We start from the raw sequence: 25,833 nt of genomic DNA on the forward strand, positions 1-25,833 counted from the left end.
GTCAGCCTCCGGCCACCGTGAACGCGGCCCCCGTCAGCGCGCGCAAGGATTCGACGTCCTCCCCCTCGGCGACGTCGACGAGCACCAACCCGGCGTCGGTGACGTCGAACACCGCCCGGTCGGTGATGACGCGGTCCACGACGCCCTTCCCGGTCAACGGCAGGTCGCACTCCTGCACGAGCTTGGGCGACCCGTCGCGGGCGACGTGCTCCATGACGACGACGACGCGCGGGGTCCCGGCGACGAGGTCCATCGCCCCGCCCATGCCCTTGACCATCTTCCCCGGCACCTGCCAGTTCGCGAGGTCGCCGCACGCCGACACCTGCAGCGCACCGAGGACGGCGACGGCGACGTGGCCGCCACGGATCATCCCGAAGCTCGTCGCCGAGTCGAACACGCTGCCGCCCGGCAGGATCGTCACCGTCTGCTTGCCGGCGTTGACGAGGTCGGGGTCCTCCTCCCCCTCGTAGGGCCAGGGGCCCGTGCCGAGCAGGCCGTTCTCGCTCTGCAGCACGACGCGGACCCCGGGCGGCAGGTGGTTGGCCACCAGGGTGGGGATGCCGATGCCGAGGTTCACGTGGTCACCGTCGCGCAGCTCCGCGGCGGCGCGGGCGGCCATCTGCGCACGCGACCAGGTCACGTGCCCACCTCCTCGCGCCGGCGGACCGTGCGTTGCTCCACGGGTCTGTCGCGGTCGGTCCGCACGACCGACGTCACGAAGACCCCGGGGGTGTGGACGTCGTCGGGGTGCAGGAAACCCCCCTCGTCCAGGACGCGCTCGGCCTCGACGACCGTGACGGGTGCCGCGGTGGCGACCAGCGGGTTGAAGTTCCTGGCCGTGAGCCGGTAGCGCAGGTTCCCGGCGCGGTCGGCCGTCGCGGCGTGGACGAGCGCGAGGTCGGCGACGATCCCGCGCTCCTGCAGGTAGGTGCGACCGTCGAACTCCGCGGTCGGTTTCCCCTCGGCCACGGTCGTCCCGACGCCGGTGGGGGTGTAGAACGCGGGGATCCCGGCGCCGCCGGCGCGCAGCCGTTCGGCGAGGGTCCCCTGGGGCACGAACTCGACGTCGAGGTCACCGTCGAGGTAGCGCCGGGCGAACAGCTTGTTCTCGCCCACGTAGGAGGCGAGGACCTTGACCACCTGGTCGTTCTCCAGGAGAACGCCGAGGCCCTGTCCGTCCACCCCCATGTTGTTCGAGACGATCGTCAGGTCGCGGACCCCGGAGTCCCGCACGGCGTCGACGAGCGCGAACGGCACCCCGCACAACCCGAAACCGCCGACGGCGATCGTCATGCCGTCGCGCAGGACCCCGGCCAGCGCCTGCGCCGGGCTCTCCAGCAGCCTGCTCACGCCGCCCGCCCCCCGTTCCTCTCGCGCCGGCGCGACCGGGCACGGGCTCGGGGCACGACCGGCAGGTCCGTCAGGTCCGAGCCGGCGACCACCCTGTTCTCCACGCTCCCGATGCCCTCCACGTCCAGCCGCACGACGTTGCCCGGCCGCAGCGGCGGCGGGTCCTGGCGGCCCCGACGTCCCCACAGCTCGGCCAGGCACCCGCCGTTGCCGCAGGTCCCCGACCCCAGCACGTCACCGGGACGCACCCACGTCCCCCGGGAGGCGTAGGCGATCATCTCCTCGAACGTCCAGCCCGCGTTCGACAGCAGGTCGTGCCCGACCTGCTCCCCGTCGATCGAGGCCCGCAGCCGCAGGGCGAGGAAACCTTCCTCGTCGCGGAACCCCTCCAGCTCGTCGGGGGTGACGATCCACGGCCCGAGCGTCGTGGCCGAGTCCTTGCCCTTGGCCGGCCCGAGGTTGACCTTCATCTCGCGCCGCTGCAGGTCACGGGCCGACCAGTCGTTGAGGACGGTGTAGCCGAACACGTGCCGCGCGGCCCGTGCCGGGTCCACGTCGCGGCCGGCGGCGCCGACGACGACGGCGACCTCGAGCTCGAAGTCGAAGGCGGCGCACCCGGGCGGGACGGGGACGTCGTCGTGGGCGCCGACGAGCCCGTGCGGGTTCGTGAAGTAGAACGTCGGCGCCTGGTACCACTCGGGGGCCACCCCGCCCCCGGCGGCGCCGTCGACGCTGCGGACGACCCCCTCGACGTGCTCCTCGAAGGTGACGAAGTCGCGCACCGACGGCGGCTGGACGGGGGGCAGCAACCGGACGGAGGACACCGGGACGGCGTCGCTGGACCGCAACGCCCAGTCGGTCGCCTCCCGCGCCGCGCCGTGGTCCCCCCCGGCCAGGTCGACGACGGTCGTCGTGCCCCGCAACGCGTGCAGCACCTCGGCGCCGGGGTCGCCGGCGACGGCGGCCGTGACCTCGCGGCCCTGGAGGAGAGCCCGGGCGAACCTCACGCCGGCACCTCCACGAGAGCGGAGATGCGCCGCAGCAACCCCGGGACGTCGGCCTGCTCGCGCGGGGTGCGGTCGAGCATCCAGCGCCCGATCTGCACCGACGCGTCCACCACCTGGCGCGCCCGGTCCCGCCGTCGGTCGGCGTAGCGGACCAGGACGTCCTCGTCCCACACCGGGGCCTGCAGCAGCAGGTCGGCCAGGACGGCGGAGTCCTCCAGCGCCTGCGCGGCCCCCTGCGCGATGGTGGGCGGGCAGGAGTGCACGGCGTCCCCGACGAGCACCACGCGGCCGCGGTGCCAGGGCCCCTCGACGAGGTGGGTCTCGAAACGCGTGTAGTTCACGGGCGTGTCCGCGGTCAGGCTGTCCCGCAGCGCGTCCCAGGGCCCGTGGTAGGCCGAGGCGAGACCGCGCACGACCTCGACCTGCTCGGCGCGGGTGAGCCCGGAACGGTCCTGCACGTCCTCGACGAGGTAGGCGTAGACCGAGTCCGGCCCCGTCGGGCAGTACCCCGCGATGTGGCAGGGCCCCCCGTAGGTGAGGTCGGTGCGGACGACGTCGGCGGGCCGGGGCAGGCTCACCCGCCAGATGCCCATGCCCGTGCCCTCGGGTTCGGCGTCGATGCCGACGGTGCGGCGCGTCCACGAGCGGATCCCGTCGGCGCCGACGACGAGGTCGTACCGGCGGGCCGCAGCGTCGGAGAACGTCACGTCGACGCCGTCGGCGTCCTGCTCCAGCCCGGTCGCCGCGACCCCGAGGCGCAGCCTCGCCCCGGCCTCGACCGCGAGGTCGAGCACGATCCCCGCGAGGGCGGGCCGGGACATGCCCAGGGTCGCGGGCAGGTCCGGGCCACCCGTGCGGACGTCCGGCACCTCGGCCAGCAGCGTCCCGGCCGCGTCGGGGGCGCGCAGGCCCAGGGAGTCGAAGGCGAACCCGCGCGCCGACACCTCCGGCCAGGCCCCCAGGTCGCGCAGCACCCGCAGGGCGTTGCCCTGCAGGGTGATGCCGGACCCGGTGTCGGTCGTGCCGGGCCGGGCCTCGACGACCTCGACCTCCACCCCGGACCGGGCCAGCAGGACGGCCGCGGCGCAACCGGCGACGCCGGCCCCCACGACGAGGACGGAACGAACGGCGGGCGTCATCGCCCCACCTCCTCAGGATCGTCGGACTACTTCAGGGCCAGCGGGTTCAGGGGCGCACCGACCGCCCCCGTGACGGGCAGCGGGGCCGCGACGAGGAGGAACTCGTGCACGCCGTCCGCGGCGCAGTCGGCGGCGAGCTCCTCCAGCGCCCACATCTCCCCGACGAACAGACCCATGTTGGGGATCACCACCTGGTGCAGCGGCTGGAACGCCACGTCGAACTCGTTCGGTCGGACCTCGAAGCCCCACGTGTCCGTCGCCACGGCCGCGACGTCGTGCGCGTGCAGCCAGTCGGCCGTCCGGAACGACATCCCGGGGGCGGGTCCCCCGGCGTAGTCACCCCAGCCCTCGCGCAGCACGCGGCCGTACTGGCCGGTGCGGACCAGCAGCAGGTCCCCCGCCCCCACCTCGAGGCCCTGCGCGGCGCAGGTGGCGTCGAGGTGCTCGGGGGTGATCGCGAAACCGTCCGGGAGTTCCCCGCCCGTCCCGGCCGGGTCGTCCCCGAACAGCCGGCCGACGTCGAGCAGCACACCGCGGCCGGCGAAGTCGGCCGCGACCGTCTCGATCCCCGTCACCCCGTCACCGAGGGACGTCACGACGGCCCCCGCCCGGCGGCCGTTCCAGGCACGGCCGTGGTCGAAGATGTGCCCGAGCCCGTCCCACTGCGTCGAGCACTGCAGCGGCATCGCGACCACGTCGTCGGCGCCGCCGATGCCGTGCGGGAACCCCTGGACCCCCGCCTCGGCGTCGGTCCCCGTGTCCAGCATGGTGTGCACCGGGTTGGTGCGGCGACGCCAGCCCTTCTGCGGCCCGTCCACGGAGAACTGCTGGGCCAGGGAGAACACGCGCCCCCGCCGGACGAGTCCGGCCGCGGCGCGACGGTGCTCGTCCGTGATGAGGTTCAAGGTCCCCTTGACGTCGTCCTCGCCCCAGCGGCCCCAGTTCGAGACGCGGGTGACGGCCGCCGCCACCGCCCCCTCGGGGTCGGTGCGGTCCGGCGCCAGGGGTCCGGCCGTCACGACGTGCTCCCGCCGAGGCGTTCGGCGACCCAGTCGGCGATGAGGTCGGTGGCCACCGCCCCGTTGTCGACGCTGGAGTGCGCGGTGCCGCCCGTGCGGTCGGTGAACACCACGAGTTCACGGTCCGGGGAGTTCACGAGCTGCTCGTACGTGCGGTGCGCGTACCGCAGCGGGATCTGCCGGTCGTGCTCCCCGTGGGTGACGAGGAACGGGACGCGGATGCGGTCCAGGACCCCGTCGAGGTGCACGCGTTCGGCGACCTCGAAGAAGTCGTCGAGGTCCTCGGTGCCCCAGACCCACTGCACGTGGTCCCAGTAGTGCGGCACGGGCCGCTCACCCTCGCGCTCGCGGCGCGCCTTCTGCACCGCGCGCCAGTCGTGGTTGGCGCCCCAGGCCACGCCGAGGGCGAAGCGGGGTTCGAACGCGACCGCCCGTGGCGCGTAGTACCCGCCGAGGGAGACGCCGAGCAGGCCGACGCGGTCGGCGTCCACGTCCTCGCGCGCGGCGAGGAACTCGTAGACCGGGCTGGCCCAGCGCTCGGACTCCGGGACGGCGTGCAGGTCGTGCAACCGCAGCGCCTCCCCCGTGCCCGGCTGGTCCAGGGACAGCGTGGAGACCCCGCGGGCGGCGAGCTTGGCGCCCGGACCGGTGCGGTGGAGCATCTCCTTGGTCGAGTCCAGGCCGTTCACCATGACGAGCAGGGGTTTCGGGCCGTCACCGGGGGCCCGGGTCAGGATCCCCGACAGGACGGTCCCCTCGTAGGGGATCTCGACGCGTTCGGCGTTCTCCCGCGCCAGCTCGACGCCGCGGTCGAACGTCCGCCGGAACTTGGCGTACAGCGCGACGCGCGGGGCGTGCCCGGCGGCCTGCATGCGCTCGCCCGTGAGGAAGTAGGTCGCGGCACGACCCAGCTTCTGGCCCGCGGACAGCAGGCGGCCGGCGGCCTCGTCCTCGGCGGCCAGCTCGACGAGGGTGTCCCCCTGCGCCTCCCAGGCCGCCATGAGCTCGGCGGTGCCGGCGTCCTCGCCGCGGGAGGCGGCCTCCAGGAGCGGGCGGCAGACCGTGTCGACCTCACCGATGCGCGCCCCCATCTCCATGGCGAGGTTCACGGAGAGGTTCCACACGTAGTTCCCGGGGAAGTACTGGAACACGACGGCCCCCTCAGCCCTGGCCCTGGAGGGCGTACGGGTTCAGCAGCGCCTCCTCGGTGCCGGGCAGGACGCCCTCCTCCGTGGCGGTGGGGCGACCCGGGTCCGGCGGGAAGGACTCGGTCATCGACATCGGCATGGCGCCGTTGCGGTAGATGCTGTTCGACCCCATCGACGGCTTCCAGGTGTTCGGCTCCCAGTCCGGCACGTAGTTGCGGTAGCCGCCGGTGTTGAGCTCGACGCGCATGCCGCCGGGTTCGCGGAAGTACAGGAACGTCTGCTCCCCGACCCCGTGGATGGACGGGCCGTACTCGATGTCGACCCCGTTCTCCATGAGGACGTCCGCGGCCACGAGGAGCTCCTGGTGGCTGTCGGTCCAGAACGCGACGTGGTTGACGCGACCGCCGAGCTGGGAGGAGTCCAGCACGCAGCCGAGGTCGTGGGACTTCTCGTTCGTCGTGAGGACGCCGAACACCGTGACGGGCGCGTGGTCGAGCTCGGTGAACGCCATGGTGCGGAACCCGAGCACCTTCGAGTACCAGGCCGCGAAACCCTTGACGTCGGTGGCCGCGACGGTGACGTGGTCGAGGAACCGGGGCGCCGCGGCGTGCGAGGAGCGCTTCTCCGGACGGTCGGGGAACACCGAGACCAGCCCGGCCGGCGCCGAGTGCCTCGGGACGTCCCAGTAGACCTCCATGGTGTGGCCGTAGGGGCCCGTGAAGCGGAACGAGCGGCCGTGTCCCTGCCGCCCCTGCGACCAGGTGCCCTCGACGCCCTCGGCGGCCACGCGGCGCGCGACCTCCTCGACGGCGTCCTCGCTCGTGGTGCGCCAGGCCATCGTCAGCAGAGCCGGCTGCTCGCCCGGCGTCACGACGAGGCTGTACGGGTAGTGGTCGCCCCAGCAGCGCAGGTAGGCGCTGCCCTCGTCGTCGCGGTGGACCTCGCGCAGACCGAAACCCTTCTCGAAGAAGGTGACCGACGCGTCGACGTCGGGAGAGGAGATCTCCAGGTGGGCGAGGTGGGCCAGCAGGTTCGTCATCGAACGGTCCTCTCGAACGGTCATCTCTGGTGCGTCGTGGGCGGCGCGGGCGCCGGGGCCGTCCCGGAGGCGCTGCGTCGCGGCCTGGCAGCACTCTCCGCCACGCCGGAGGCATCAGGGAAGGTCGACTTGGCGATGCCGGTCATCACGTTCGTTGATGCCGTGCGGGCTGTCGGACCACGGCCAGCACCGCGGCCACGGCGAGCGCCGCGACGGCGACCGCCGCCAGGGCCGCCGGCAACCCACCCAGCACGTCCGCGAGCCCCAGGACGAGCAGCGGGCAGACGAACTCCCCGCCGAACAACGCCGAGGTCCACCAGCCCGTGGCCCGGCCGCGCTGCTCGGTCCCGACCCCTCCGAGGGCCCACGTCAGCAGCACCGGCAGGAGCAGGCCCGTGCCGGCCGACGCCACCGCCGCTCCCGCCAGCAGCGCGGGCACCGACCCCGCGAGCGCCACCCCGACGAGACCGGCGCCGGCCAGGGCGAAGGCCACGGGCAGCAGCGGACGTGAGCCCCGCTGCCGGTGCCGGGCCAGCCGGGCGAAGGACGCCGCCCCCACGCACGTGGCCACGGCGGCCGCCGCGCTCACCGCGCCGATCGTCGCGGTCGACTCCACCCCGATCCGGTCGAGGGCGAAGGAGAGCTCGACGACGGGGGTGTAGAACACGATCCCGCCCACGAACGTCACCAGCAGCGGGACGCGCAACCCCCGCAGGTCCAGCGGGGGCAGCGGACCGGACCGCACGGCGACGGGTTCGCGCAGCAGGACGGGCACCAGCACGGCGCCGAGGAACCCGACGGCGTACAGCCAGAACGGGGTGCGCCAGTCGTGCGCGGCCAGCGCCCCGCCCGCGGCGATGAACACGACGGCGGACAGGCTCGTCGCCACCGTCTGCAGAGCGAAGCAGCGGTTGCGCCGTTCCCCCTCGAACAGGTCGCCGATGAGCGTCGTGCAGCACGTCATGACACCGGCCTCCGCGATGCCGACGAGGGCGCGACTGGCCACGATCGCGGGCAGCAGGTCCAGCCAGAGCGGGGCCGTCCCGACGACGGCGTAGAGGACGAGCGAGGCGGTGAGCACCCGCACGCGCCCGACGCGGTCCACGACGCGACCGGCGACGGGGGCCAGCAGGGCGATCGCCAGGGCGGGGACCGTGAGCGTCAGCGGGACGAGCGCGTCGAGACCGGGTTGGCCGGCGAAGGCGCGGGCGATGCTCGGCTGCACCGGCGCGATGAGCACCGCACCGAGCACGGCCAGCGTGCTGAGGGCGACGAGCAGGGCGGCCTGCGGCGCCCCCGCGCGCGGGGGTCCGGCGGCGGGAGCGCGGCGGGAGAGGGACGTGGGAGAGGAACTGGACACGGGAACCTCCTGGGAGGGCCTGCTCCGTCGCAGGCGGTACCGGGAGTTTCGACGACCCGCTGCACCCCGGTACAGCGCGAATCGCTGAGGTTCCCCATCAGCGCGGTGGATGCCCCTCGACGTCGGGCAGCGTCGCGGCGGCCCGCCGGACGAGGTCGCGCAACCACGCGTGCTCGGGGTCGGCGGTGTACACGGGGTGCCACCACATCGCCTCGAGCAGCAGCCCGACGTCGACCGGCAGGGGCAGCGCCCGGACCCCGGAACCCGGGGGCAGCCGGTCGGCCAACCGCTGCTGCAGCAGGCCGAACCGCGCACTGCCGGCGACGAGGGCGGGGACGGTGAGGAAGTGCTCGGTGACGACCTGCACGTGGGGTTCGACGCCGAGCATGCGCATCTGCAGAGCGGCCGGGGTCGAGGCGACGGGCCCGTGGTAGGTCACGACCCAGGGCGTGGTGCGCAGCTGGTCGACGGTGAGCTCGTCGCCGACGTCGGGGTTCTCGGTGGCGACCAGGCACACCCAGCGGTCGCGGTGCAGGTCCTGGTGCGGCAGGTCGGTGAGGAAACCGTGCGGCAGCAGGAGCAGGTCCGCGTCGACGAGGACGCGTTCGGCGTCCTCCACGACGGGCGGGGTGTTGACGCTGAACCGCAGGCGCATCCGGGGTGCCTCGAGCGCGAGCAGGGCCGTCAACGGGCCACCCAGGACGGTCTCGGCGTAGTCGCTGCTGACGATGCGCAGGTCGCGCTCGGAGGAGGCCGGGTCGAAGTCGGGTTCGGCGCGGAACACCCGTTCGACGCCGGACAGCGCGACCCGCACCTGCTCGCGCAGCCGCACGGCCAACGGTGTCAGCTCGTGCTCGTTGCCGACGCGGGTCAGCAGCGGGTCGTCGAAGTGCCGCCGCAGCCGGGCCAGCGACGCCGACAGCGCGGGCTGGCTCAGCCCGAGCCGTTGCGCGGCGCGCGTGACGCTGCGCTCCTGCAGCAGCGCCTCCAGCGGCACGAGCAGGTTGAGGTCGAGCGAGCGCAGGTTCACCGCGGTGAGCGTAGGACCTGCACCACCACCCCGGCCGCACCTGCGCCGACCACGTGGACAGCACCGCGGCGGCGGAGCACACTCGGTGGATGGAGAAGGCCGTCGACCGCGGGATCCGCACGGGTGTCGTCCGCGACGCCGACCGGGTCGGGCGCGCCCTGCGGGTGACGACGCACCCCGAGGCGGGCCGGGTCGTCCTGTCCACCTGGCAGGACGCGACGTGCGTCTCCACCGTCCGCCTCGACCGCGCCGACGTCGTGGAACTGCTCACCGCCCTCGGAGCGGCGCTGCTCCCCCCGGAGCGCTGAGGTCCCGCCCCCGGACGTGCGCCGCCGTCCAGCAGGATGGCCCCGTGAGCAGTGCACCGCCCCCGCCGGCGCCGACCCCCCTGCGCGCGCTCCGGCGCCGCGTCACCGGCCCGATGAACCCGGCGCGGCTGACGATCGCGGGTTTCGCCCTGGCCGCGGCGCTGGGGACGGGTCTGCTGATGCTCCCGGAGGCCGCGCGCGACGGGCGGGGCACCGACGTGGTGACCGCCCTGTTCACGGCCGTCTCGGCGCTGTGCGTGACGGGGCTGGTCGTCGTCGACACGGCCGGGTTCTGGTCGGGGTTCGGGCAGGTGGTCGTCCTGGTGCTCATCCAGGTGGGCGGCTTCGGGATCATGGCGCTGGCCTCGCTGCTGGGTGTGCTCGTCGCGCGCCGCCTGGGTCTGCGAGGTCAGCTCGCCGCCGCCGCCGAGACCAAGACGCTGACCCCGGGGGACGTCCGCCTCATCCTGGTCGGGGTCGCCCGGACGAGCCTCGTGGTCGAGGCCGCCACCGCGGTGCTGCTGGCCGCCCGGTTCGCGACGGGGTACGGCGAGCCGCTGCCGAGGGCGCTGTGGCTGGGGGTCTTCCACTCGGTCTCGGCGTTCAACAACGCCGGTTTCGCGCTGTGGGGCGACAGCCTCACCCGGTTCGCCACCGACCCGTGGATCTGCCTGCCGATCACCGCCGCGGTGGTGGTCGGCGGTCTGGGGTTCCCCGTCCTGTTCGAGCTGCGCCGCCACCTGCGCCGGCCCTCGCGCTGGAGCCTGCACACCAAGCTCACGCTGCTGGGCTCGGCCGTGCTGCTCGTCGCGGGGCCGGTGATGGTGTGGCTCCTGGAGTGGCGCAACCCGGGCACCCTGGGGTCGTTGAGCGTGCCGGGCAAGCTGCTGGCCGGGTTCTTCCAGGGGGTCATGCCGCGCACGGCGGGTTTCAACAGCGTCGACATCGCGCAGATGAACAGCGGGACCTGGCTGGGCACGGACGTGCTGATGTTCATCGGCGGCGGCAGCGCCGGCACGGCCGGGGGCATCAAGGTGACGACCTTCGCCGTGCTGCTGCTCCTCATCGTCTCGGAGGTCCGCGGGGACGAGGACGCCACCGCCTTCGGCCGCACCCTGCCCCGCGGCCTGCACCGGCAGGCGCTGACGGTGGCGCTGCTGGGGGTGGGCGCCGTGGTCGCCTCCACGATGGCCCTCCTCACCACCACCCGCTTCTCCCTCGACCAGGTCCTGTACGAGGTGGTCTCCGCGTTCGCCACCGTGGGCCTGTCCACGGGGATCACCGCGCAGCTGCCGACCGGGGGCCAGCTGCTGCTGGTCGCCCTCATGTTCCTGGGCCGCACCGGGACGATCACGCTGGCGACGGCCCTGGCCCTGCGCAGCAGGCCGCGGCTCTACCAGCTGCCGGCGGAACGGGCGATCGTCGGCTGAGCACGTCGGGCACCGCGGGCCCGGTGCACCGTGAGCGTGGCGAGCAGGGCGAGCGCCGAGGTGGTGGACGCACCCACGAGGCCCGACAGCGCGCTGTGCAGCGGGGTCGAGACGTCGAAGCGGCTCGTCGTCCCGGCGGCGGCCCCGTCGATGAGCGCGCGGACGAGGCGCCACCGGGTCAGGTGGTCCTCGGAGCCGTCGGTCCGGTCGTGGCCCGTGCGCTCCCCCGGGGGCGGCAGCCCCTCCCGGGCGCAGGACTCGATGTCGGCACGCCCCGCGGGACGAGCGCCGGTGACGTGGCGCTGTGGGCCGCGGGCTCAGCCGACCGTCACCACGGGACGGCACCGTTGCGGTCGCGGAACTGACCCGTCGGGCCGTCCGGGCCGATGGAGGCGAGTTCGACGATCGCGTCCGTCCCCTCCGTCACGGTCTGCGTGCCGCTGCGCCCGTTGAAGTCGGTCGCCGTGTACCCGGGGTCGACGGCGTTGAACTTCACGTCCGGCAACGCCTTGGCGAACTGCAGCGTGAGCATCGTCAGCGCCGACTTCGAGGACGTGTAGAGCGGGGCGACCACGCTCGACTCCACGCGGTCGGGGTCGTGGGTGGCGGCGAAGGACCCGAGCCCGCTGGAGACGTTGACGACGACGGGGTTCTGCGAGGTCCGCAGCAGCGGCAGGAACGCGTTCGTCACGCGCAGCGGTCCGACGACGTTCGTCTCGTAGACGGCCTGCGCGTCGGCGGCGGTCAGGTCCTCGGCCGGCGTGGTCGGGCCGGAGATCCCGGCGTTGTTGACCAGGACGTCGATCGTGCCCTCGTGCGCGGCGACGTCGGCCGCCGCGGAGGCGACGGACGCGTCGTCGGTGACGTCGATCTGGACGAACCGGGCGCCGAGCGCCTCGGCGGCGACCCGGCCGCGCTCGGGGTCGCGCGCGCCGATCAGGACGGTGTGGCCGGCTTCGAGGAGCCGCCGCGCGGTCTCGTAGCCGAGCGACTTGTTGGCTCCGGTGATGAACGTGGTGGTCATGGGCACACCCTGCACCCCCGGCCCGACGACCGTGCCAGCCCCCCGCGAGGCGGGGTGGACGGGGGGAGGACCCGGGCGACCTCGGCGGCGCGAGGGGCTCGCCGACCACGTCGTCCGGCGGGAGCGGGGTCGCGCGGAACACCCCTCGACCCAGGTCGTCGCGGCCTGGGCCCGGGAACCGTCGACCCGTCCCCGTTCGGGCAGGAACGCGGTGCGGCGCAGCCCCTGCACGGGGCCCGCGGCGGTTCCTGCCGGCTCCGGGGCGCGGACGACGGCGCCGGACCCCGGGCAGCGGCGGCGCGAGCGCGCGCCGGGGCGCCGGTCGGGTCAGCAGCACCCCGCCTCGTCCCCTATGCTGGACGGGCTTCGGCAGCAGTGCCCGAGCGCCACGCCCCCATCGTTTAGTGGCCTAGGACGCCGCCCTTTCAAGGCGGTAGCACGGGTTCGAATCCCGTTGGGGGTACGAGCCGGTCTCGGCCCGGGAGGTGGTCACGACCACCGCCGCGGATCGGGTAAGGTCTTCTCAGCAAGCGCACGACAGCAACACCCAGCACAACAAGCAAGGTCTCTCTGAGGCCCCGTAGCGCAGTTGGTTAGCGCGCCGCCCTGTCACGGCGGAGGTCGCGGGTTCGAGTCCCGTCGGGGTCGCTCGTCGTGCCGGTTCGTCCGGCCCGGCACGGCCAGGTAGCTCAGTTGGTAGAGCGTCCGACTGAAAATCGGAAGGTCAGCGGTTCGACCCCGCTCCTGGCCACCTGGAACAGCTTCCCGAAGGGCCCCGGTGCACCGCACCGGGGCCCTTCGTCGTGCCGGGCGGACGGCGTCTACCCTCCTGGCGTGCCTGCGACCTCCTCGATCCCCAGCCCCGTCGTCCTCGCCCCCGCCGTCCTGGGCGGGTACGCCCTCGGCCGCGCGACGGGGAACCGGAAGCTGGCCGGGGCGGCGCTCGCGGCCGGGCTCGGCGTCGTCGTCCCCCGCTGGGCGGCCGTCTCGCCCGTGCTGGCCGCCGCCCTGGCCGCCGGTGCGGTCGGTCTCGTCGGGGCGTCGCACCCGCTGTCGCGGCGGACCGGGCCCTGGCCCGCCGTGCTCACCACGACCGCGGCGGCCGCCGCCCTCGCGGCGGCCGGCGACCGGCTCACGGCGCGCTGACCCTCACCGCTGCGTCGCGGTGAGGTCGCGCACCTGCGCGTAGCGCTCCCGCACGGCCGGCGTCGGGTCGGCCTCGAAGGTCTCCGCCGGACCCAGCGTCCACTCCGGCGGCGCGTCCCCCCCGGCGAGCACCCACGCCGCCTGCCGGGCCGCGCCGTCGGCGACGTACTCCCCGGGGGCGGGCACGACGACCGGACGGCCCAGGACGGCCGGGGCCAGGACGCGCACGGCCTCCGAGCGCGCCCCGCCGCCGACGAGGACCACCCGGCCGATCGCGCAGCCCTGCGCCTCCAGGGCGTCCAGACCGTCCGCGAGCCCGCACAGCAGCCCCTCCACGGTCGCGCGGGCGAGGTGGGCGGGCGTCGACGTCGCCAGCGTGAGCCCGTGCAGCGCGCCCGTGGCGTCGGGCCGGACGGGGGTGCGTTCGCCCTCCAGGTACGGCACGAGGACGAGCCCGCCGCTGCCGGCGGGTGCCGACAGGGCGAGGCGGGACAGCTCGGCGTGGTCCACCCCGAGCACCCGCGCCGCCGCGTCGAGGACGCGCGCCGCGTTGAGGGTGCAGACGAGCGGCAGGTAGCGGCCGGTCGCGTCGGCGAAGCCGGCGACGAGCCCGCTGGGGTCGTGCGTCGGGGCCTCGCTGACGACGCTGACGACCCCCGAGGTCCCGATGGACACGACGACGTCGCCGACCTGCGCGCCGACCCCGAGCGCGGCGGCCATGTTGTCCCCGGTCCCCGGCCCCAGGCGCGCCCCGCGGGACAGGGCCGAAGCGCTGTCACCGGCGGCCTGCGCCGGCCCCAGGACGTCCGGCAGGGACGGCACCGCGCCGAACGCGCGCTCCAGCAGGTCCGTCCGGTAGGTGCCGTCGGCCGGGGAGAAGTAGCCCGTCCCGCTGGCGTCGCCGCGGTCGGTGACCAGGCGCGCGGCGCCCCCGCCGGCGAGGCGGTGCGTCAGCCAGTCGTGCGGGAGGCAGACCGCGGCGGTGCGGCCGACGGCGTCCGGTTCGTGCTCGGCGATCCACCGCAGCTTCGTGATCGTCAGGGACGCGACGAGGACGCTGCCGACCTGCTCGGCCCACGCGCCCGGTCCGCCCAGCTCGGCGGTGAGGTCCGCGGCCGCGGCCGCGGACCTCCCGTCGTTCCACAGCAGGGCCGGCCGGACGACCTCACCGGCCTCGTCGAGCAGGACGGCGCCGTGCTGCTGGGCCCCGACCGCCAGCGCGTCCACGTCGTCGAGGCCACCGGCGTCGGCGACGGCGGTCTCGAGCGCCCGCCACCAGTGCGCGGGGTCGACCTCGGTCCCGTCCGGGTGGGCGGCACGCCCGGACCGCAGCAGCTCCCCCGTCGCCGCGTCCCGCACGACGACCTTGCACGACTGGGTCGAGGAGTCGATCCCGGCCACCACACCCGCACCTTCGCTGGTCATGGGCCCACCCAACACCATCGCGGCGCGGCGCCGGAGCGGGCCCGAACCGTCCCCGTGGGCCGTCCGGGCTGCCACGTCGCGACCGGGATGCCGGAACCTCTGCAGAACATGTACCGTTGGGGGCACGGAGAGATGACAGCTGCTCCGGGGTCAGCACAGACTGCCCCGGCCGACGCGCGAGGGGGTCGACGCCATGGGGCGCGGCCGTCAGAAGGCCAAGCAGACGAAGGTCGCTCGGGAGCTGAAGTACTTCAGTCCCGACACCGACTACAACGCTCTGCAACGTGAGCTTCACGGGCCCGACCCGTACCGCCAGACGGGGCGCGACACCGCCCCCGAGGCGCCGGAGTCTGACGTGGAAGACGACGACTCGGACGACAACCCCGAGAACTGGTCGAAGTACACCGCCACGGACGACTACGACGACTGGACGTCCAAGCGCCGGGCTTGACCGGGCGCACGGAAGACCAGGTCGCGCAGTAGCTCGCGGCACCGCACGAGGCGTGGCGATCCCCCGGACCTCACCAGCCCTGGTGGGAACCCCGGAGGACCGTCACGCCTCCTGCGATCCCCTTGCCGTTGCTCGCGCCGTCCTCCGCGGTCCGCTGCCGGACCTCACCGCACACCCACGCCGGGATGCCGGCCTGCTCGACGGTGTCGACGACGGCCTGCGCCTGCTCGGCGGACACCACGGCGATCATGCCCACCCCCAGGTTCAGGGTGCGCTCCAGGTCGTCGGTCGGCACCCGCCCGAGGTCGCGGACGACCGAGAACACCGCGCCCGGGGTCCACGTCGAGCGGTCGACCTCGGCGGTCACGTCGGCGGGCAGGCAGCGCGCCAGGTTCGCGGCCAGACCGCCGCCGGTGACGTGGCTCATGGCGTGCACCCCGCCGGTGGCCAGCGTCGCGAGCGCGGGCTGGGCGTAGATGCGGGTCGGGACCAGCAGCTCCTCGCCCAGGGTGCGGCCGAACTCCTCCACGTGCCGGTCGTAGGCCCAGCCGGCGTCGGCGACGACGCGCCGCACGAGGGAGTAGCCGTTGGAGTGCAGCCCGGAGGAGGCCATCGCCACGAGCACGTCCCCGGCGCGGACCTTCTCGGCGCCGAGCAGCTCGTCGGCCTCGACGACCCCCGTGACGGCACCGGCCACGTCGTACTCGTCCGCGCCCAGCAGCCCCGGGTGCTCGGCGGTCTCGCCGCCGACGAGGGCGACCCCGGCCTCCTCGCAGGCGCGCGCGATGCCCGCGACGATCGCGGCCATCCGCTCGGGCACGACGCGGCCGCAGGCGATGTAGTCCGTCATGAACAGCGGCGCCGCGCCGCAGACGACGACGTCGTCGACGACCATCCCGACGAGGTCGGCGCCGATGGTGTCGTGCACGTCGAGCGCCTGGGCGACGGCGACCTTCGTCCCGACGCCGTCGGTGCTCGTCGCGAGCAGCGGCCGGCGGTAGTCCTTCACCGCGGACACGTCGTAGAGCCCGGCGAACCCGCCGAACCCGCCGACGACCTGCGGGCCCTGCGTGCGGGCGACGGACGCCTTCATGAGCTCGACGGCGCGGTCGCCCGCGACGACGTCGACGCCCGCGGAGGCGTAGGTCGTTCCACTCACTGCTGGGCTCCCTCGGGGACGTCGTGCTGGTGCCGGGTGACGGCGGTGATCGGGAGGCGCGGCTTGTCCATCGAGCGCTCACCGAGCCGGTCGAGGTCGTTGAGCGGAACGGGGTACTCCCCCGTGAAGCACGCCGAGCACAACCGGTCGGCGGGCTGCTCGGACGCGGCGATCATGCCCTCGGCCGAGATGTAGCCCAGGGAGTCCGCGCCGATGCTCTGGGCGATGTCCTCGACGCTCAGGCCGTTGGCGATGAGCTCGGCGCGGGTGGCGAAGTCGATGCCGTAGAAGCACGGCCACTTCACGGGCGGGGAGGAGATCCGGACGTGGATCTCGGCGGCACCGGCCTCGCGCAGCATCCGGATGAGGGCGCGCTGGGTGTTGCCGCGCACGATCGAGTCGTCGACGACGACGAGCCGCTTGCCCGCGACGACGTGCTTGAGCGGGTTGAGCTTGAGCCGGATGCCGAGCTGGCGGATCGTCTGGCTGGGCTGGATGAACGTCCGGCCCACGTAGGAGTTCTTCACCATCCCCTGGCCGTAGGGGATGCCGGACTCCTCGGCGTAGCCGATGGCCGCGGGCGTGCCGGACTCCGGGGTGGGGATGACCAGGTCGGCCTCGACGGGGTGCTCGCGGGCCAGGACCCTGCCCATCTCCACGCGCGACTCCTGGACGACCTTGCCGTTGATGGAGGTGTCCGGGCGGGCCAGGTAGACGTACTCGAAGACGCAGCCCTTGGGCGCGGCCTCCGCGAAGCGGGTGCTGCGCAGACCGTCCGCGTCGATCGCGATGAGTTCGCCGGGCTCGATCTCGCGGACGAAGCTCGCCCCGCAGATGTCGAGCGCGGGCGTCTCGGAGGCGACGACCCAGCCGCGGTCCAGCCGGCCCAGGACGAGCGGGCGGATGCCCTGCGGGTCGCGGGCGGCGTAGAGGGTGTGCTCGTCCATGAAGACGAGGGAGAACGCGCCCTGCACGTGCGGCAGGACCTCGGCGGCCGTCGCCTCGAGGGTGTGGTCGGGGTCGCCGGCGAAGAGGGCCGTGAGGATCGCGGTGTCCGTGGTGTTCCCGCGGGCGATCTCGCTGGGCGAGGGGCGACCGCGCAGCGGCGGCTGCGGGGCGCTGGGGTAGCGCTCGGCGAGCATGTCCCGCAGCGCGAACTGGTTCGTCAGGTTGCCGTTGTGGGCGAGCGCGACCGTGCCGCCGGCGGTGTCGCCGAGCGTGGGCTGCGCGTTCTGCCAGCCGCCGCCACCGGTCGTGGAGTAGCGGGCGTGCCCGACGGCGATGTGCCCCTGCAGGGACTCCAGCGCCGACTCGTCGAAGACCTGGGACACCAGCCCGGTGTCCTTGAAGACGAGGATCTGCTCGCCGTTGCTCACGGCGATGCCGGCCGCCTCCTGGCCCCGGTGCTGCAGGGCGTAGAGGCCGTAGAAGGTGAGCTTGGAGACTTCCTCGCCCGGCGCCCAGACCCCGAAGACGCCGCACGCGTCCTGGGGTCCCTTCTCGCCGGGGAGCAGGTCGTGGTTCAGACGTCCGTCACCGCGGGCCACGACCCGAGTGTGTCACACCCCCGAGCGCTTGCCGCTCCGCCGACGGGGTTCGGCCCGGGTCCCGGTGCGCCGGTCGACGAGGACCGCGACGAGCGCACCGAGCAGGACGAGGACCAGCCCGAGGGAGCAGAACAGGTAGCCGAAGAGGGCCTGCTGGGAGTACCCGTCCGAGGGCGGCGTGGTGATCGCGATGGCGCCGGAGACGACGAACGCGACCACCAGGCCCGTCAGCCCGAAGGACCGGAACCGGGGCGCCCGACGGCGCGTGACCTGCACGAACGCCGTCCCCTCGCGCTCGACCTCCCCCTGGGGGGCGTCGGGGGTCGGGTCCTGCGTCGGCTCGCTCACGGGAGAACGCTACGGGCTCAGGCGGGCTCCGGCGGCACGAGGGGCAGCAGCTCACCCAGGTCGGTCCGCTGGCCGCTGGCCTGGACCCGTCCGCCGGCGCGGGCCTCGGCGAAGCTCAGCCGCCCGGTGGCCAGCGCGATCCAGGTGGGCCCGTCCATCTCGACGACCGCCGGCGGGGTGCCGCGGGTGTGCCGGGGGCCCGCGACGACCTGGACGGCCGCGAACGGGGGCACCCGCACCTCGACGCTGCCGCCCGGGTAGCGGGCCGCCAGTTCCTCCAGCCCGTACCGGACGGCGGTCGCGAGGAGGGGACGCGGCGGCTTCCCGCCCCCGTCGAGGACCCGGGTCACCTCCCGGACGGCGGCCAGGCCCTCGGCGGGATCGGTGCGTCGACGCGGGGGCACGGGCTCATGCTCGCACCCGTCCGGTGGCGCGCAGCGCGAGCGCCACCGCACCGAGGAGGGCGAGCACGACCCCGGCCAGGACGGGCACCGAGACGGCGAACGCGACCCCGGCGCTCGAGCTGACCCCGACCGCGAGCGCCGGGACGGCCATCCCGAGGTAGCCGGCCAGGAACACCCCGGCCGTGGCCTCCCCGCGCGCTCCGGCCGGGGCCAGGGCGACGGCCGTCGCGAGGGCCCCCTTGAGCAGGGCCCCCACCCCGGCGCCGGCGACGACACCGCCGCCGACGAACAGCGCGACGGAGCCGGCGAGGACCCCCGCGCCCAGGACGACGACCCCCGTCGCGGTGAGGACGAGGCCGAGCCGGAGCTGGTGGTCGGGGTGCAGGTGGGTCAGGAGGACCTGGCTGACCGCGGCGGCCGCGAAGACGGCGGAGGCCGTCGCCCCGCCGGGGACGGGACCGGCGTGCCCGAGGGTGGACAGGACCGACGGCGCCAGCGCGCTGAACAGGCCCAGGACGGCGAACAGCCCGAAGGCGGCGAGGGCGGCGGCGAGGTAGCGACCGCGGGCCTGCGGCGGGACGGCGACGCGCTGGGCGCGGTAGGGCCGGTGCTCGGCGCGGACGTCGGCGGGCACGGTCTCCGGAACGGTCCGCACGGCGACGGTCAGGACGACGAGCAGACCGAGGAAGAGCAGGTGCGGGACGCGCAGCGGGTCGCCGAGGTGCCCGACGAGGAACCCCGCGAGCAGGGAGCCGAGCCCGAGGCCGCCGAGGTTGGCGGCCGTGGCGACGACCGCGGCCGTCCCCGGACGCGTCGAGGCGCTCCGGCCGTGCAGCTCGGCGAGCCAGGCCGTCGCGGTCGGGGTGAGCGCGCCGACCGCGAGACCAGTCAGGACGCGGGCCACGACGAGCACGACGACGTCCGGGGTCAGGGCCAGGAGCAGGGCCGCGACCGCTTCGAGCGCGAGCGCCGGCACGAGGACGCGGCGCCGGCCGAGGTGGTCGGACAGGTGCCCGACGGCGAACAGGCTGACCGCGACACCGGCCGCGTAGACGGCGAAGGCGACGGTGACCACGACGGTCGGCAGCCCGTCGCGCTCGCGGTACAGCGCCCACAGCGGGGTGGGGACGGTGGCGAAGGCCATGGCCGTCGTGAAGGCGGCGGCGACGAGGAGGAAGCCCGCGCCGTGCCGGCGCGGGGACGGGACGTGCCGGGGTGCGGTCGTGCTCGCGGTGGTGGTCACGGGAGCTGCAACCCCGGGGGGAGGTGGTCCTTCCGTCCCATCGGTGGCCGGTGGGACCATCCATCGGGAAGACCGGTGGGAGGGGTCGTGGACCTGACGCAGCTGGAGACGTTCCTCGCCGTCGCCGAGGCGGGGACCATCAGCGCGGCGGGGCGGCGGTCGGGGTCGGCGCAGTCGACCGTCAGCACCGTCCTGCGCGCGCTGGAGGACGACCTCGGGGTCACCCTGTTCACCCGCACGTCGCGGCGGGCCGTGCTGACCGACGCCGGGCGGGCGCTGCTGCCGGAGGCGCGTCGGCTGCTGGCGGGGGCGGCGGAGGCGCGGACGGTGGTCCGGGAGGCCGAGGCGGGACCCGCCGGCCCGCTGACGGTCGGCGTCGTCACGACGATGCACCCCGTCGACCTGCCCTCGCTGCTGAGCACGTTCACCACGGCCCACCCGCGGGTGTCGGTGTCGATGCGCGTGGTGGCGGACGGGTCGCGGGGGTTGCTGCGCGGGCTCGTCGACGGCGAGCTGGACGTCGCGTTCCTGTCCTGGCCGTTCCGGCCACCGGCCAGCGTCGAGCTGCGACCCCTCGTGCGGGCCCCGTTCCGGCTGCTCGTGCCGCCCGCCCACCCGGCGCCGGCGGACCGGCCGGTGGCGCTCGCGGACCTGGCCGGGGAGCGCTGGGTGGACGGCCCGCCGGGGTTCGGCAACCGGCTGCTCGTCGACGCGGCCTTCGACCGCGTCGGGGCACGGCGGACGGTCGCGGTGGAGGTGCCGGACGTCTCGACGTTCGGCAGCTACGTGGCGGCGGGGCTGGGGATCGCGTTCGTCCCCGGGACGGTGCCCGTGCCGCCGGGGGTGCGGGAGCTGGTGCTGACCGAACCACCCCCGCAGTGGTCGCTCGCGCTCGCGACGCGGCGCGCCACCCCGGAGCGGCCGGTGCGCCGCGCCGTCGACGCGTTCGTGGCGCAGGTGCGGCTCAGCGCCCGGGGGCGCCGGCCCCCGCCGTGACGCGGGCGCTCGCGGCTCACCGCTCCCGGCGGTAGAACGGCAGGGCGACCACCTCGACCGGCAGCTCGGTCCCCCGCACGTCCACACCCAGGCGCGTGCCGGGCTCGGCCAGCTCGGCGTCGACGTACGCCATGGCGACGGGGTGCCCGAGGGTGGGCGAGAGGGCGCCGCTGGTCACCTCCCCGACCCCCCGGCCGGCCGCGACGACGGCGTACCCCGCCCGGGGCGCCCGGCGGCCCTCGCCGCGCAGCCCCACCAGGACCCGCGCGAGCGGCTCCTGCGCCGACCGCTGCAACGCCGCCAGGCCCACCGCGCCGGGCTCCTTGTCGAGGACGACGACGCGACCCAGCCCGGCCGCGAAGGGGGTGACGTCCCGGCTGAGCTCGTGCCCGTAGAGGGGCATCCCGGCCTCCAGGCGCAGGGTGTCGCGGCAGGCCAGCCCGGCCGGGACCCCCCCGTGCTCACGGGTCGCGGCGAGCAGGGCGTCCCACACCCGGCGGGTGCGCTCGACGGGGACGAACACCTCGAAGCCGTCCTCCCCGGTGTAGCCGGTGCGCGCCAGCAGGACCTCGACGCCGGCCAGCACGGCGCCGACCGAGCGGTAGTAGCGCAGCGTCGCCAGGTCGACGCCCGCCGAGGGGTCCAGGAGCGGGGCGACGATCGCCACCGACGCCGGTCCCTGCACCGCGACCAGGCCCCAGCGGGCCGTCTCGTCCGCGACGTGGGCCTCGAAGGGGCGGACCCGGTCGGCCAGGGCGACGACGACGGGCTCGACGTTGGCGGCGTTGGCCACGACGAGGAACTCCTCCTCGCCGAGGCGGTACGTCACGAGGTCGTCGACGATGCCGCCGTCGTGGTCGACGACCATCCCGTAGGCGGCCCGGCCGACCGCCATCGTCGAGGGGCGGCCCACGAGGGCGGCGTCCAGCGCGCGGGCGGCCTCGGGGCCGGTGACGCGGATCTCGCCCATGTGCGAGAGGTCGAAGAGCCCGGCGCTGGAGCGCACGGCCTTGTGCTCGGCGAGGTCGGAGGCGTAGCGCAGCGGCATCGACCAGCCGGCGAAGTCGGTGAAGGACGCGCCCAGCTCGGCGTGCGCGGCCGCCAGCGGGCTCGCGGCGGGCGTGGTCTCGGAGGTGGTGCTCGTGCTCACGGGGTTCCTCTCGTCACGGCCGCGCGTCGCGACCGGGCTGGACCCCCTCTGTCGCGGAACCTGAGAGCTTCACCGTCACCCGCTGCGTGGTGACGGTTTTCCCCGTGGGTGAGGACCTGCGCGGTCCTGCTTTCCAGAGCGGCCTGCCCGTGGCGGTACGTGGACCTGAGAGGTTCCGGGGTGGTTGCTCCTTCGGTGCCCACCGCGGACGGCGGGGCTCTCCCGCCGGGGCGGAGCGGCCGAGTGTTCAGTTGTCCCGCACAGCGTGGCACACCCCGGGACCCGGTGCCCCGGGTGTTCACCGGCAGGAGTTCAGGTAGGTCAGGGTGCGGGTCGCGACGGGCAGGGGCGTGTCGAACGAGGCCAGCGGGTACATGTCCTGCTCGACGATCGCGAACAGGTCGCGCCCCAGACCCTCCAGCGCGGTGAGGACGGGGGGCATGGCGGGCACGCCCCGCGGCGGTTCCACCATGACGCCGAGGGCGACGGCCTCGCCGAAGGGCAGGTCCTGCGCCTTCACCCTCGCGACGACCGCCGGGTCGACCTGCTTGAGGTGGACGTAGGCGATGCGGTCCGGGTGGTCGGCGATGATCTTGAGGCTGTCCCCGCCGGAGTAGGCGACGTGGCCGGTGTCGAGGCACAGCTTGACGACGTCGGGGTCGGTGATCTGCAGGAACCGGTCGACCTCGGCGTGGGTGTCGATGTGGGTGTCGGCGTGGGAGTGGACCGCGACCTGCAGCCCGTACCCGTCGCGGACGTCCCGGCCGAGGCGGTCCATCCCGGCGGCCAGCCGCGCCCACCCCTGCGCGTCGAGCTCGCGGGGTTCGATCTGCTCGCCGGTGGTGTCGCTGCGCCACTGGCCGGGGATGACGACGAGGTGCGTGCCGCCGAGGGCCTGCGTGAGCTTCGCGACCTGCTCGACCTGGGCCCACGCCTCGTCGTAGTGGTCGGGGCGGTGCAGCGCGGCGAAGATCGTGCCGGCGGAGACCTTCAGGCGCCGCTCCTCGAGCTCGTCGGACAGTTCCGCCGGGTCGGTCGGCAGGTACCCGTACGGGCCGAGCTCGATCCACTCGTACCCGGCCTCGACGACCTCGTCGAGGAACCGGGACGCGGGGGTCTGCCGTTCGTCGTCTGCGAACCAGACGCCCCAGGAGTCGGGGGCGGTGCCGATGGTGATGGGTCGGGCCATGGGGGACCTCACGTCCTCGTGCGGGTGCGGTGGGGTGGTCGGGTCAGACGAGGGGGCGCTGGCGCGCCTTGTGCCCCTCGTACCAGGTGCGGGCCGTGCGGGTGGAGTCCAGGTGCGAGACCTCCGAGACCGGGACGTCCCACCAGCCGCCGCCGTCGGGCGCCTCGGAGTACAGGTCGGTCTCGACGTGCACGACGGTCGACTCGCTCGACGCCTTGGCCTCCCGCAGCGCTTCGACGAGTTCCTCGCGCGTGCCCGCGCGTACCGCGCGCACCCCCAGGCTCGCGGCGTTCGCGGCGAGGTCGACGGGCAGCTCGTCGCCCTCCAGCCGACCCTCGGGGGTCCGCCGCCGGTACTTCGTGCCGTACCGCTGGGACCCGTGCTGCTCCGACAGGGCGCCGATCGAGGCGAACCCGTGGTTCTGCAGGATGACGACGATGAGCTTGACGCCCTCCTGCACCGCGGTGACGAGTTCGGTCGGCATCATGAGGTACGACCCGTCCCCGACGGTGACGAACACGTCCCGGTCGGGGGCCGCGAGCTTCACCCCGATCGCCCCCGGGATCTCGTAGCCCATGCAGGAGTAGCCGTACTCCACGTGGTACTGCTTCGGGTCGCGGCTGCGCCACATGCAGTGCAGGTCCCCGGGCAGCGAACCCGCGGCGCACACCACGACGTCGCGGTCCTCGGCCACCTCGTCGACCGCGCCGACGACCTCGGCCTGCGCCAGCAGACCCGTGCGCTCGCCGATCCCGGAACGGAAGAAGGAGTCGACGACCCCGTCCCACTCGCGGTTCAGGCGTGCCGCCCGCTCGCGGTAGGCGTCCGGCGTGGAGAAGTCCGCGAGGGCGGCGGTGAACGCCTCCAGCGCGACCTTCGCGTCGGCCTGCACCGGGACACCGGCGTGCTTGACGGCGTCCAGGGCCGCGACGTTGACGTTGACGAACCTCACGTCGGGGTTCTGGAACGCCGTGCGCGAGGCCGTCGTGAAGTCGGAGTACCGCGTCCCGACACCGATGACGACGTCGGCCTCGGCGGCGATCTCGTTGGCCCCCGTCGTGCCGGTGGAACCGATCGCGCCGAGGCAGAGCGGGTGGTCGTAGCGGATCGCGCCCTTGCCGGCCTGGGACACCCCGACGGGGATGCCGGTCGTCTCCACGAACTCCTTCAGCGCCTCGGTGGCCCGGGAGTACACGACCCCGCCGCCGGCGACGAGCAGCGGCGCCTTCGCCGAGCGGACGAGGGCGACGGCCTCGTCGATCGCCACCTGCTCGGGCACGGGCCGGGCGATGCGCCAGGTCCGCTCGCGGAACAGCTCGACGGGGAACTCCCACGCCTCGGCCTGCAGGTCCTCCGGCAGGCAGATCGTCGCCGCGCCCGTCTCGGCGGGGTCGGTCAGCACGCGCATCGCGCCCAGCAGCGCCGACGCCAGCTGCTCGGGCCGCCAGACGCGGTCGAAGAACTTCGACAACGGGCGGAACGCGTCGTTGACCGACACGTCGTAGCCGTGGGGCTGCTCCAGCTCCTGCAGCACCGGGGAGGCGACGCGCGTGGCGAACACGTCGCTGGGCAGCAGCAGCACCGGGATGCGGTTGACCGTCGCCAGCGCGGCGCCCGTCAGCATGTTCGTCGACCCCGGGCCGACCGACGCCGTCACGGCGAGCGTCTGCAACCGGTCCTGCTGACGGGCGTACCCGACGGCCGCGTGGACCATCGCCTGCTCGTTGCGGCCGGTCATGTAGGGGACCTGGGACGGCGCCGTCCAGTCGTCGCCGAGGGCGCCCTCCTGCGCTTCCAGCAGGGCCTGCCCGACCCCGGCCACGTTGCCGTGCCCGAAGATGCCGAACACCCCGCCGAAGAACGGCCGGCGCTCGCCGTCGCGCTCGGAGAACTGGGCCTGGAGGAAGCGGACGACGGCCTGGGAGACCGTCAACCGGACCGTCGGCACGGCGGGGTTCGCAGGGACTGCGCTCATCGGGTTTCTCCCAGTTCTCGGGCGGTGCCCGGTGCGGTCACTTCGGGGCGGAGTAGAACGGTAGCCGCGGGTCGACGCGCTGCCCGTCCCAGGTCGAGCGCACCCAGCCGTGGGCGGGGTCGTCGCAGATCTTCCAGGCCCGCTCGTCCTCGGGGCCGGCCATGACGTTGAGGTAGTACATGTCGTAGGCGGGCGAGGCGATCGACGGACCGTGCCAGCCGTGCGGGATGAGCACCACGTCGCCGGAGCGCACCTCCTCCAGCACGTCGATCGGCCGGTCCGGGTCCTGCTCGTCGCCGTAGACCTGCTGGATCCCCACCCCGCCGGGCACGGTGGGGACACCGTCCGGGGCCAGGGCGCGGAACCGGTAGTAGTAGATCTCCTCCAGCTCGCTCTCGACCTCGCTGCTGCGGTCGTGCCGGTGCGGCGGGTAGGAGGACCAGTTCCCGCCCGGGGTCAGGACCTCGCAGGCGATGAGCTTGTCGGTCTCGAACGCCGCGGGGGTCGCGAAGTTGTTGACCTGCCGGCTGGCCTGCCCGGCGCCGCGCAGTTCCACGGGGACACCGGCCGCCGGGCCGTACCGGGCGGGCAGGCGGCGACGCGCCCGGGCCCCCGGGAACGAGAACACGCCGCCGGCGGCGCTGTGGATCGTCAGCTCGCTGTCGCGGCCGACGTAGGCGAAGTCCGTCACACCGTCGAAGACGCTCCCGCGCCCCGCGAGCTGGAACTCCTGCCCCTCGGCGCGCACGGTGCAGGCGCCCGACAGCGGCAGGACGAGCAGCTCGTCCTCCCCCGTCGCGACGGTGCGCGAGGCGCCGGGCGCCAGGGTCAGGACGCGCAGGCCGGAGTACCCCCAGCCCGCGGACTCGGGGGTGACGACGAGGTCGAAACCGTCGCCCGTCGACGACCCCGCGGGGAGGTGGAGGTTCTGGTCGCTCACGTGACT

At 74.6% G+C, this 25,833-nt stretch carries 25 protein-coding genes, 3 tRNA genes and 2 riboswitches; of the genes, 8 read left to right on the top strand and 20 right to left on the bottom strand.

The genetic code is table 11. The annotated features are described in order from the left end of the window. Position 1: 1 nt before the first annotated feature. From AB2L28_RS04850 to AB2L28_RS04890, 9 genes are all read right to left on the bottom strand, one after another. On the bottom strand, positions 2–640 hold the full coding sequence (locus AB2L28_RS04850; protein ID WP_370717600.1) for a 3-oxoacid CoA-transferase subunit B: 639 nt from the start codon (positions 638–640) through the stop codon (positions 2–4). Further along, positions 637–1,293: a CoA transferase subunit A gene (locus tag AB2L28_RS04855; protein WP_370717854.1), complete on the bottom strand. Its 657-nt coding sequence runs from the start codon at positions 1,291–1,293 to the stop codon at positions 637–639. Before AB2L28_RS04855 ends, AB2L28_RS04850 begins: the two co-directional genes overlap by 4 nt. Before the next feature lie 53 nt (positions 1,294–1,346). Further along, positions 1,347–2,357, bottom strand: coding sequence for a fumarylacetoacetate hydrolase family protein (locus AB2L28_RS04860; protein WP_370717601.1), 1,011 nt, complete (start codon positions 2,355–2,357; stop codon positions 1,347–1,349). Further along, positions 2,354–3,496: an FAD-dependent oxidoreductase gene (locus AB2L28_RS04865; RefSeq protein WP_370717602.1), complete on the bottom strand. Its 1,143-nt coding sequence runs from the start codon at positions 3,494–3,496 to the stop codon at positions 2,354–2,356. The genes AB2L28_RS04860 and AB2L28_RS04865 overlap by 4 nt, the downstream gene beginning before the upstream one ends. Before the next feature lie 26 nt (positions 3,497–3,522). After that, a complete protein-coding gene (locus AB2L28_RS04870) occupies positions 3,523–4,515 on the bottom strand; it encodes a cyclase family protein (protein ID WP_370717603.1) in 993 nt (330 codons plus the stop codon). Beyond that, positions 4,512–5,666 carry an alpha/beta hydrolase family protein gene (locus AB2L28_RS04875; RefSeq protein WP_370717604.1) on the bottom strand — a complete coding sequence of 385 codons (1,155 nt, stop codon included), beginning with the start codon at positions 5,664–5,666 and terminating at the stop codon, positions 4,512–4,514. Before AB2L28_RS04875 ends, AB2L28_RS04870 begins: the two co-directional genes overlap by 4 nt. Before the next feature lie 10 nt (positions 5,667–5,676). Then, positions 5,677–6,702, bottom strand: a complete 1,026-nt coding sequence (locus tag AB2L28_RS04880) for a VOC family protein (RefSeq protein WP_370717605.1) — start codon at positions 6,700–6,702, stop codon at positions 5,677–5,679. Between the two features lie 145 nt (positions 6,703–6,847). Further along, complete coding sequence (locus AB2L28_RS04885) at positions 6,848–8,062, bottom strand: MFS transporter (RefSeq protein ID WP_370717606.1); 1,215 nt, start codon at positions 8,060–8,062, stop codon at positions 6,848–6,850. Between the two features lie 97 nt (positions 8,063–8,159). After that, positions 8,160–9,092 carry a LysR family transcriptional regulator gene (locus AB2L28_RS04890; RefSeq protein WP_370717607.1) on the bottom strand — a complete coding sequence of 311 codons (933 nt, stop codon included), beginning with the start codon at positions 9,090–9,092 and terminating at the stop codon, positions 8,160–8,162. 89 nt (positions 9,093–9,181) lie between these two features. Between AB2L28_RS04890 and AB2L28_RS04895 the strand changes: the two genes are divergently transcribed. After that, complete coding sequence (locus tag AB2L28_RS04895) at positions 9,182–9,400, top strand: hypothetical protein (protein ID WP_370717608.1); 219 nt, start codon at positions 9,182–9,184, stop codon at positions 9,398–9,400. Between the two features lie 113 nt (positions 9,401–9,513). Beyond that, positions 9,514–10,830 carry a TrkH family potassium uptake protein gene (locus tag AB2L28_RS04900; RefSeq protein WP_370717855.1) on the top strand — a complete coding sequence of 439 codons (1,317 nt, stop codon included), beginning with the start codon at positions 9,514–9,516 and terminating at the stop codon, positions 10,828–10,830. Between the two features lie 328 nt (positions 10,831–11,158). Here AB2L28_RS04900 and AB2L28_RS04905 read toward each other — a convergent pair whose 3' ends face one another. Then, entirely contained in the window at positions 11,159–11,854 is a 696-nt protein-coding gene (locus AB2L28_RS04905) for an SDR family NAD(P)-dependent oxidoreductase (protein WP_370717609.1), read from the bottom strand. Positions 11,855–12,244: 390 nt separating this feature from the next. Between AB2L28_RS04905 and AB2L28_RS04910 the strand changes: the two genes are divergently transcribed. The 4 genes from AB2L28_RS04910 to AB2L28_RS04925 all read left to right on the top strand — a co-directional run bounded on the left by AB2L28_RS04910 (position 12,245) and on the right by AB2L28_RS04925 (position 13,000). Then, positions 12,245–12,317, top strand: a tRNA-Glu gene (locus tag AB2L28_RS04910). A gap of 111 nt (positions 12,318–12,428) precedes the next feature. Then, positions 12,429–12,502 (top strand) — tRNA-Asp (locus AB2L28_RS04915). A 30-nt stretch (positions 12,503–12,532) separates the two neighbouring features. Further along, a tRNA-Phe gene (locus AB2L28_RS04920) sits at positions 12,533–12,605 on the top strand. A gap of 83 nt (positions 12,606–12,688) precedes the next feature. Continuing rightward, positions 12,689–13,000 carry a hypothetical protein gene (locus tag AB2L28_RS04925; RefSeq protein ID WP_370717610.1) on the top strand — a complete coding sequence of 104 codons (312 nt, stop codon included), beginning with the start codon at positions 12,689–12,691 and terminating at the stop codon, positions 12,998–13,000. Between the two features lie 3 nt (positions 13,001–13,003). On the opposite strand, the gene xylB is transcribed toward AB2L28_RS04925, so the two are convergent. Further along, a complete protein-coding gene (gene xylB / locus AB2L28_RS04930; RefSeq protein ID WP_370717611.1) occupies positions 13,004–14,425 on the bottom strand; it encodes a xylulokinase in 1,422 nt (473 codons plus the stop codon). A 193-nt stretch (positions 14,426–14,618) separates the two neighbouring features. On the opposite strand from xylB, the gene AB2L28_RS04935 reads away from it, so the two are divergent. Beyond that, positions 14,619–14,876, top strand: a complete 258-nt coding sequence (locus AB2L28_RS04935) for a DUF3073 domain-containing protein (RefSeq protein ID WP_370717612.1) — start codon at positions 14,619–14,621, stop codon at positions 14,874–14,876. A gap of 70 nt (positions 14,877–14,946) precedes the next feature. Here the strand turns inward: AB2L28_RS04935 and purM are convergent, their stop codons facing one another. The 5 genes from purM to AB2L28_RS04960 are packed head-to-tail and all read right to left on the bottom strand — an operon-like array spanning position 14,947 to position 19,577. Next, positions 14,947–16,035, bottom strand: coding sequence for a phosphoribosylformylglycinamidine cyclo-ligase (gene purM, locus AB2L28_RS04940; protein ID WP_370717613.1), 1,089 nt, complete (start codon positions 16,033–16,035; stop codon positions 14,947–14,949). Then, positions 16,032–17,582 carry an amidophosphoribosyltransferase gene (purF, locus tag AB2L28_RS04945; protein WP_370717614.1) on the bottom strand — a complete coding sequence of 517 codons (1,551 nt, stop codon included), beginning with the start codon at positions 17,580–17,582 and terminating at the stop codon, positions 16,032–16,034. Before purF ends, purM begins: the two co-directional genes overlap by 4 nt. 12 nt (positions 17,583–17,594) lie before the next feature. Further along, positions 17,595–17,930 (bottom strand): hypothetical protein, encoded by a 336-nt coding sequence (locus AB2L28_RS04950; protein WP_370717615.1) that lies wholly within the window; start codon positions 17,928–17,930, stop codon positions 17,595–17,597. Between the two features lie 17 nt (positions 17,931–17,947). Beyond that, positions 17,948–18,334 (bottom strand): sterol carrier family protein, encoded by a 387-nt coding sequence (locus tag AB2L28_RS04955; RefSeq protein WP_370717616.1) that lies wholly within the window; start codon positions 18,332–18,334, stop codon positions 17,948–17,950. A 4-nt stretch (positions 18,335–18,338) separates the two neighbouring features. Further along, the gene (locus AB2L28_RS04960; RefSeq protein ID WP_370717617.1) at positions 18,339–19,577 is read right to left on the bottom strand and encodes an MFS transporter; all 1,239 of its coding nucleotides are present in this window, start codon (positions 19,575–19,577) and stop codon (positions 18,339–18,341) included. A gap of 87 nt (positions 19,578–19,664) precedes the next feature. Here AB2L28_RS04960 and AB2L28_RS04965 point away from each other — a divergent pair, with 87 nt between their 5' ends. Next, positions 19,665–20,573, top strand: a complete 909-nt coding sequence (locus tag AB2L28_RS04965; protein WP_370717618.1) for a LysR family transcriptional regulator — start codon at positions 19,665–19,667, stop codon at positions 20,571–20,573. Positions 20,574–20,589: 16 nt separating this feature from the next. Here the strand turns inward: AB2L28_RS04965 and gcvT are convergent, their stop codons facing one another. From gcvT to iolB, 4 genes are all read right to left on the bottom strand, one after another. Then, positions 20,590–21,723 (bottom strand): glycine cleavage system aminomethyltransferase GcvT, encoded by a 1,134-nt coding sequence (gene gcvT, locus AB2L28_RS04970; protein ID WP_370717619.1) that lies wholly within the window; start codon positions 21,721–21,723, stop codon positions 20,590–20,592. A 42-nt stretch (positions 21,724–21,765) separates the two neighbouring features. Beyond that, positions 21,766–21,865, bottom strand: a riboswitch (glycine riboswitch). Between the two features lies 1 nt (position 21,866). Then, positions 21,867–21,958, bottom strand: a riboswitch (glycine riboswitch). Between the two features lie 63 nt (positions 21,959–22,021). Further along, entirely contained in the window at positions 22,022–22,912 is an 891-nt protein-coding gene (locus AB2L28_RS04975) for a TIM barrel protein (RefSeq protein WP_370717620.1), read from the bottom strand. 43 nt (positions 22,913–22,955) lie between these two features. Continuing rightward, positions 22,956–24,887, bottom strand: a complete 1,932-nt coding sequence (iolD, locus tag AB2L28_RS04980; RefSeq protein WP_370717621.1) for a 3D-(3,5/4)-trihydroxycyclohexane-1,2-dione acylhydrolase (decyclizing) — start codon at positions 24,885–24,887, stop codon at positions 22,956–22,958. A 37-nt stretch (positions 24,888–24,924) separates the two neighbouring features. Then, the gene (gene iolB / locus AB2L28_RS04985) at positions 24,925–25,827 is read right to left on the bottom strand and encodes a 5-deoxy-glucuronate isomerase (protein WP_370717622.1); all 903 of its coding nucleotides are present in this window, start codon (positions 25,825–25,827) and stop codon (positions 24,925–24,927) included. Positions 25,828–25,833 lie beyond the last annotated feature (6 nt).

Source organism: Kineococcus mangrovi (assembly GCF_041320705.1).
GTDB classification, from domain to species: Bacteria; Actinomycetota; Actinomycetes; order Actinomycetales; family Kineococcaceae; genus Kineococcus; species Kineococcus mangrovi.

Bases quoted from the DNA above. Each gene is read 5' to 3' on its own strand.
- AB2L28_RS04855 (WP_370717854.1), bottom strand. From the start codon at position 1,293: ATGACGATCGCCGTCGGCGGTTTCGGGTTGTGCGGGGTGCCGTTCGCG.
- AB2L28_RS04865 (WP_370717602.1), bottom strand. From the start codon at position 3,496: ATGACGCCCGCCGTTCGTTCCGTCCTCGTCGTGGGGGCCGGCGTCGCC.
- AB2L28_RS04880 (WP_370717605.1), bottom strand. From the start codon at position 6,702: ATGACGAACCTGCTGGCCCACCTCGCCCACCTGGAGATCTCCTCTCCC.
- AB2L28_RS04895 (WP_370717608.1), top strand. From the start codon at position 9,182: ATGGAGAAGGCCGTCGACCGCGGGATCCGCACGGGTGTCGTCCGCGAC.
- AB2L28_RS04900 (WP_370717855.1), top strand. From the start codon at position 9,514: ATGAACCCGGCGCGGCTGACGATCGCGGGTTTCGCCCTGGCCGCGGCG.
- AB2L28_RS04905 (WP_370717609.1), bottom strand. From the start codon at position 11,854: ATGACCACCACGTTCATCACCGGAGCCAACAAGTCGCTCGGCTACGAG.
- xylB (WP_370717611.1), bottom strand. From the start codon at position 14,425: ATGACCAGCGAAGGTGCGGGTGTGGTGGCCGGGATCGACTCCTCGACC.
- AB2L28_RS04935 (WP_370717612.1), top strand. From the start codon at position 14,619: ATGGGGCGCGGCCGTCAGAAGGCCAAGCAGACGAAGGTCGCTCGGGAG.
- AB2L28_RS04975 (WP_370717620.1), bottom strand. From the start codon at position 22,912: ATGGCCCGACCCATCACCATCGGCACCGCCCCCGACTCCTGGGGCGTC.
- iolD (WP_370717621.1), bottom strand. From the start codon at position 24,887: ATGAGCGCAGTCCCTGCGAACCCCGCCGTGCCGACGGTCCGGTTGACG.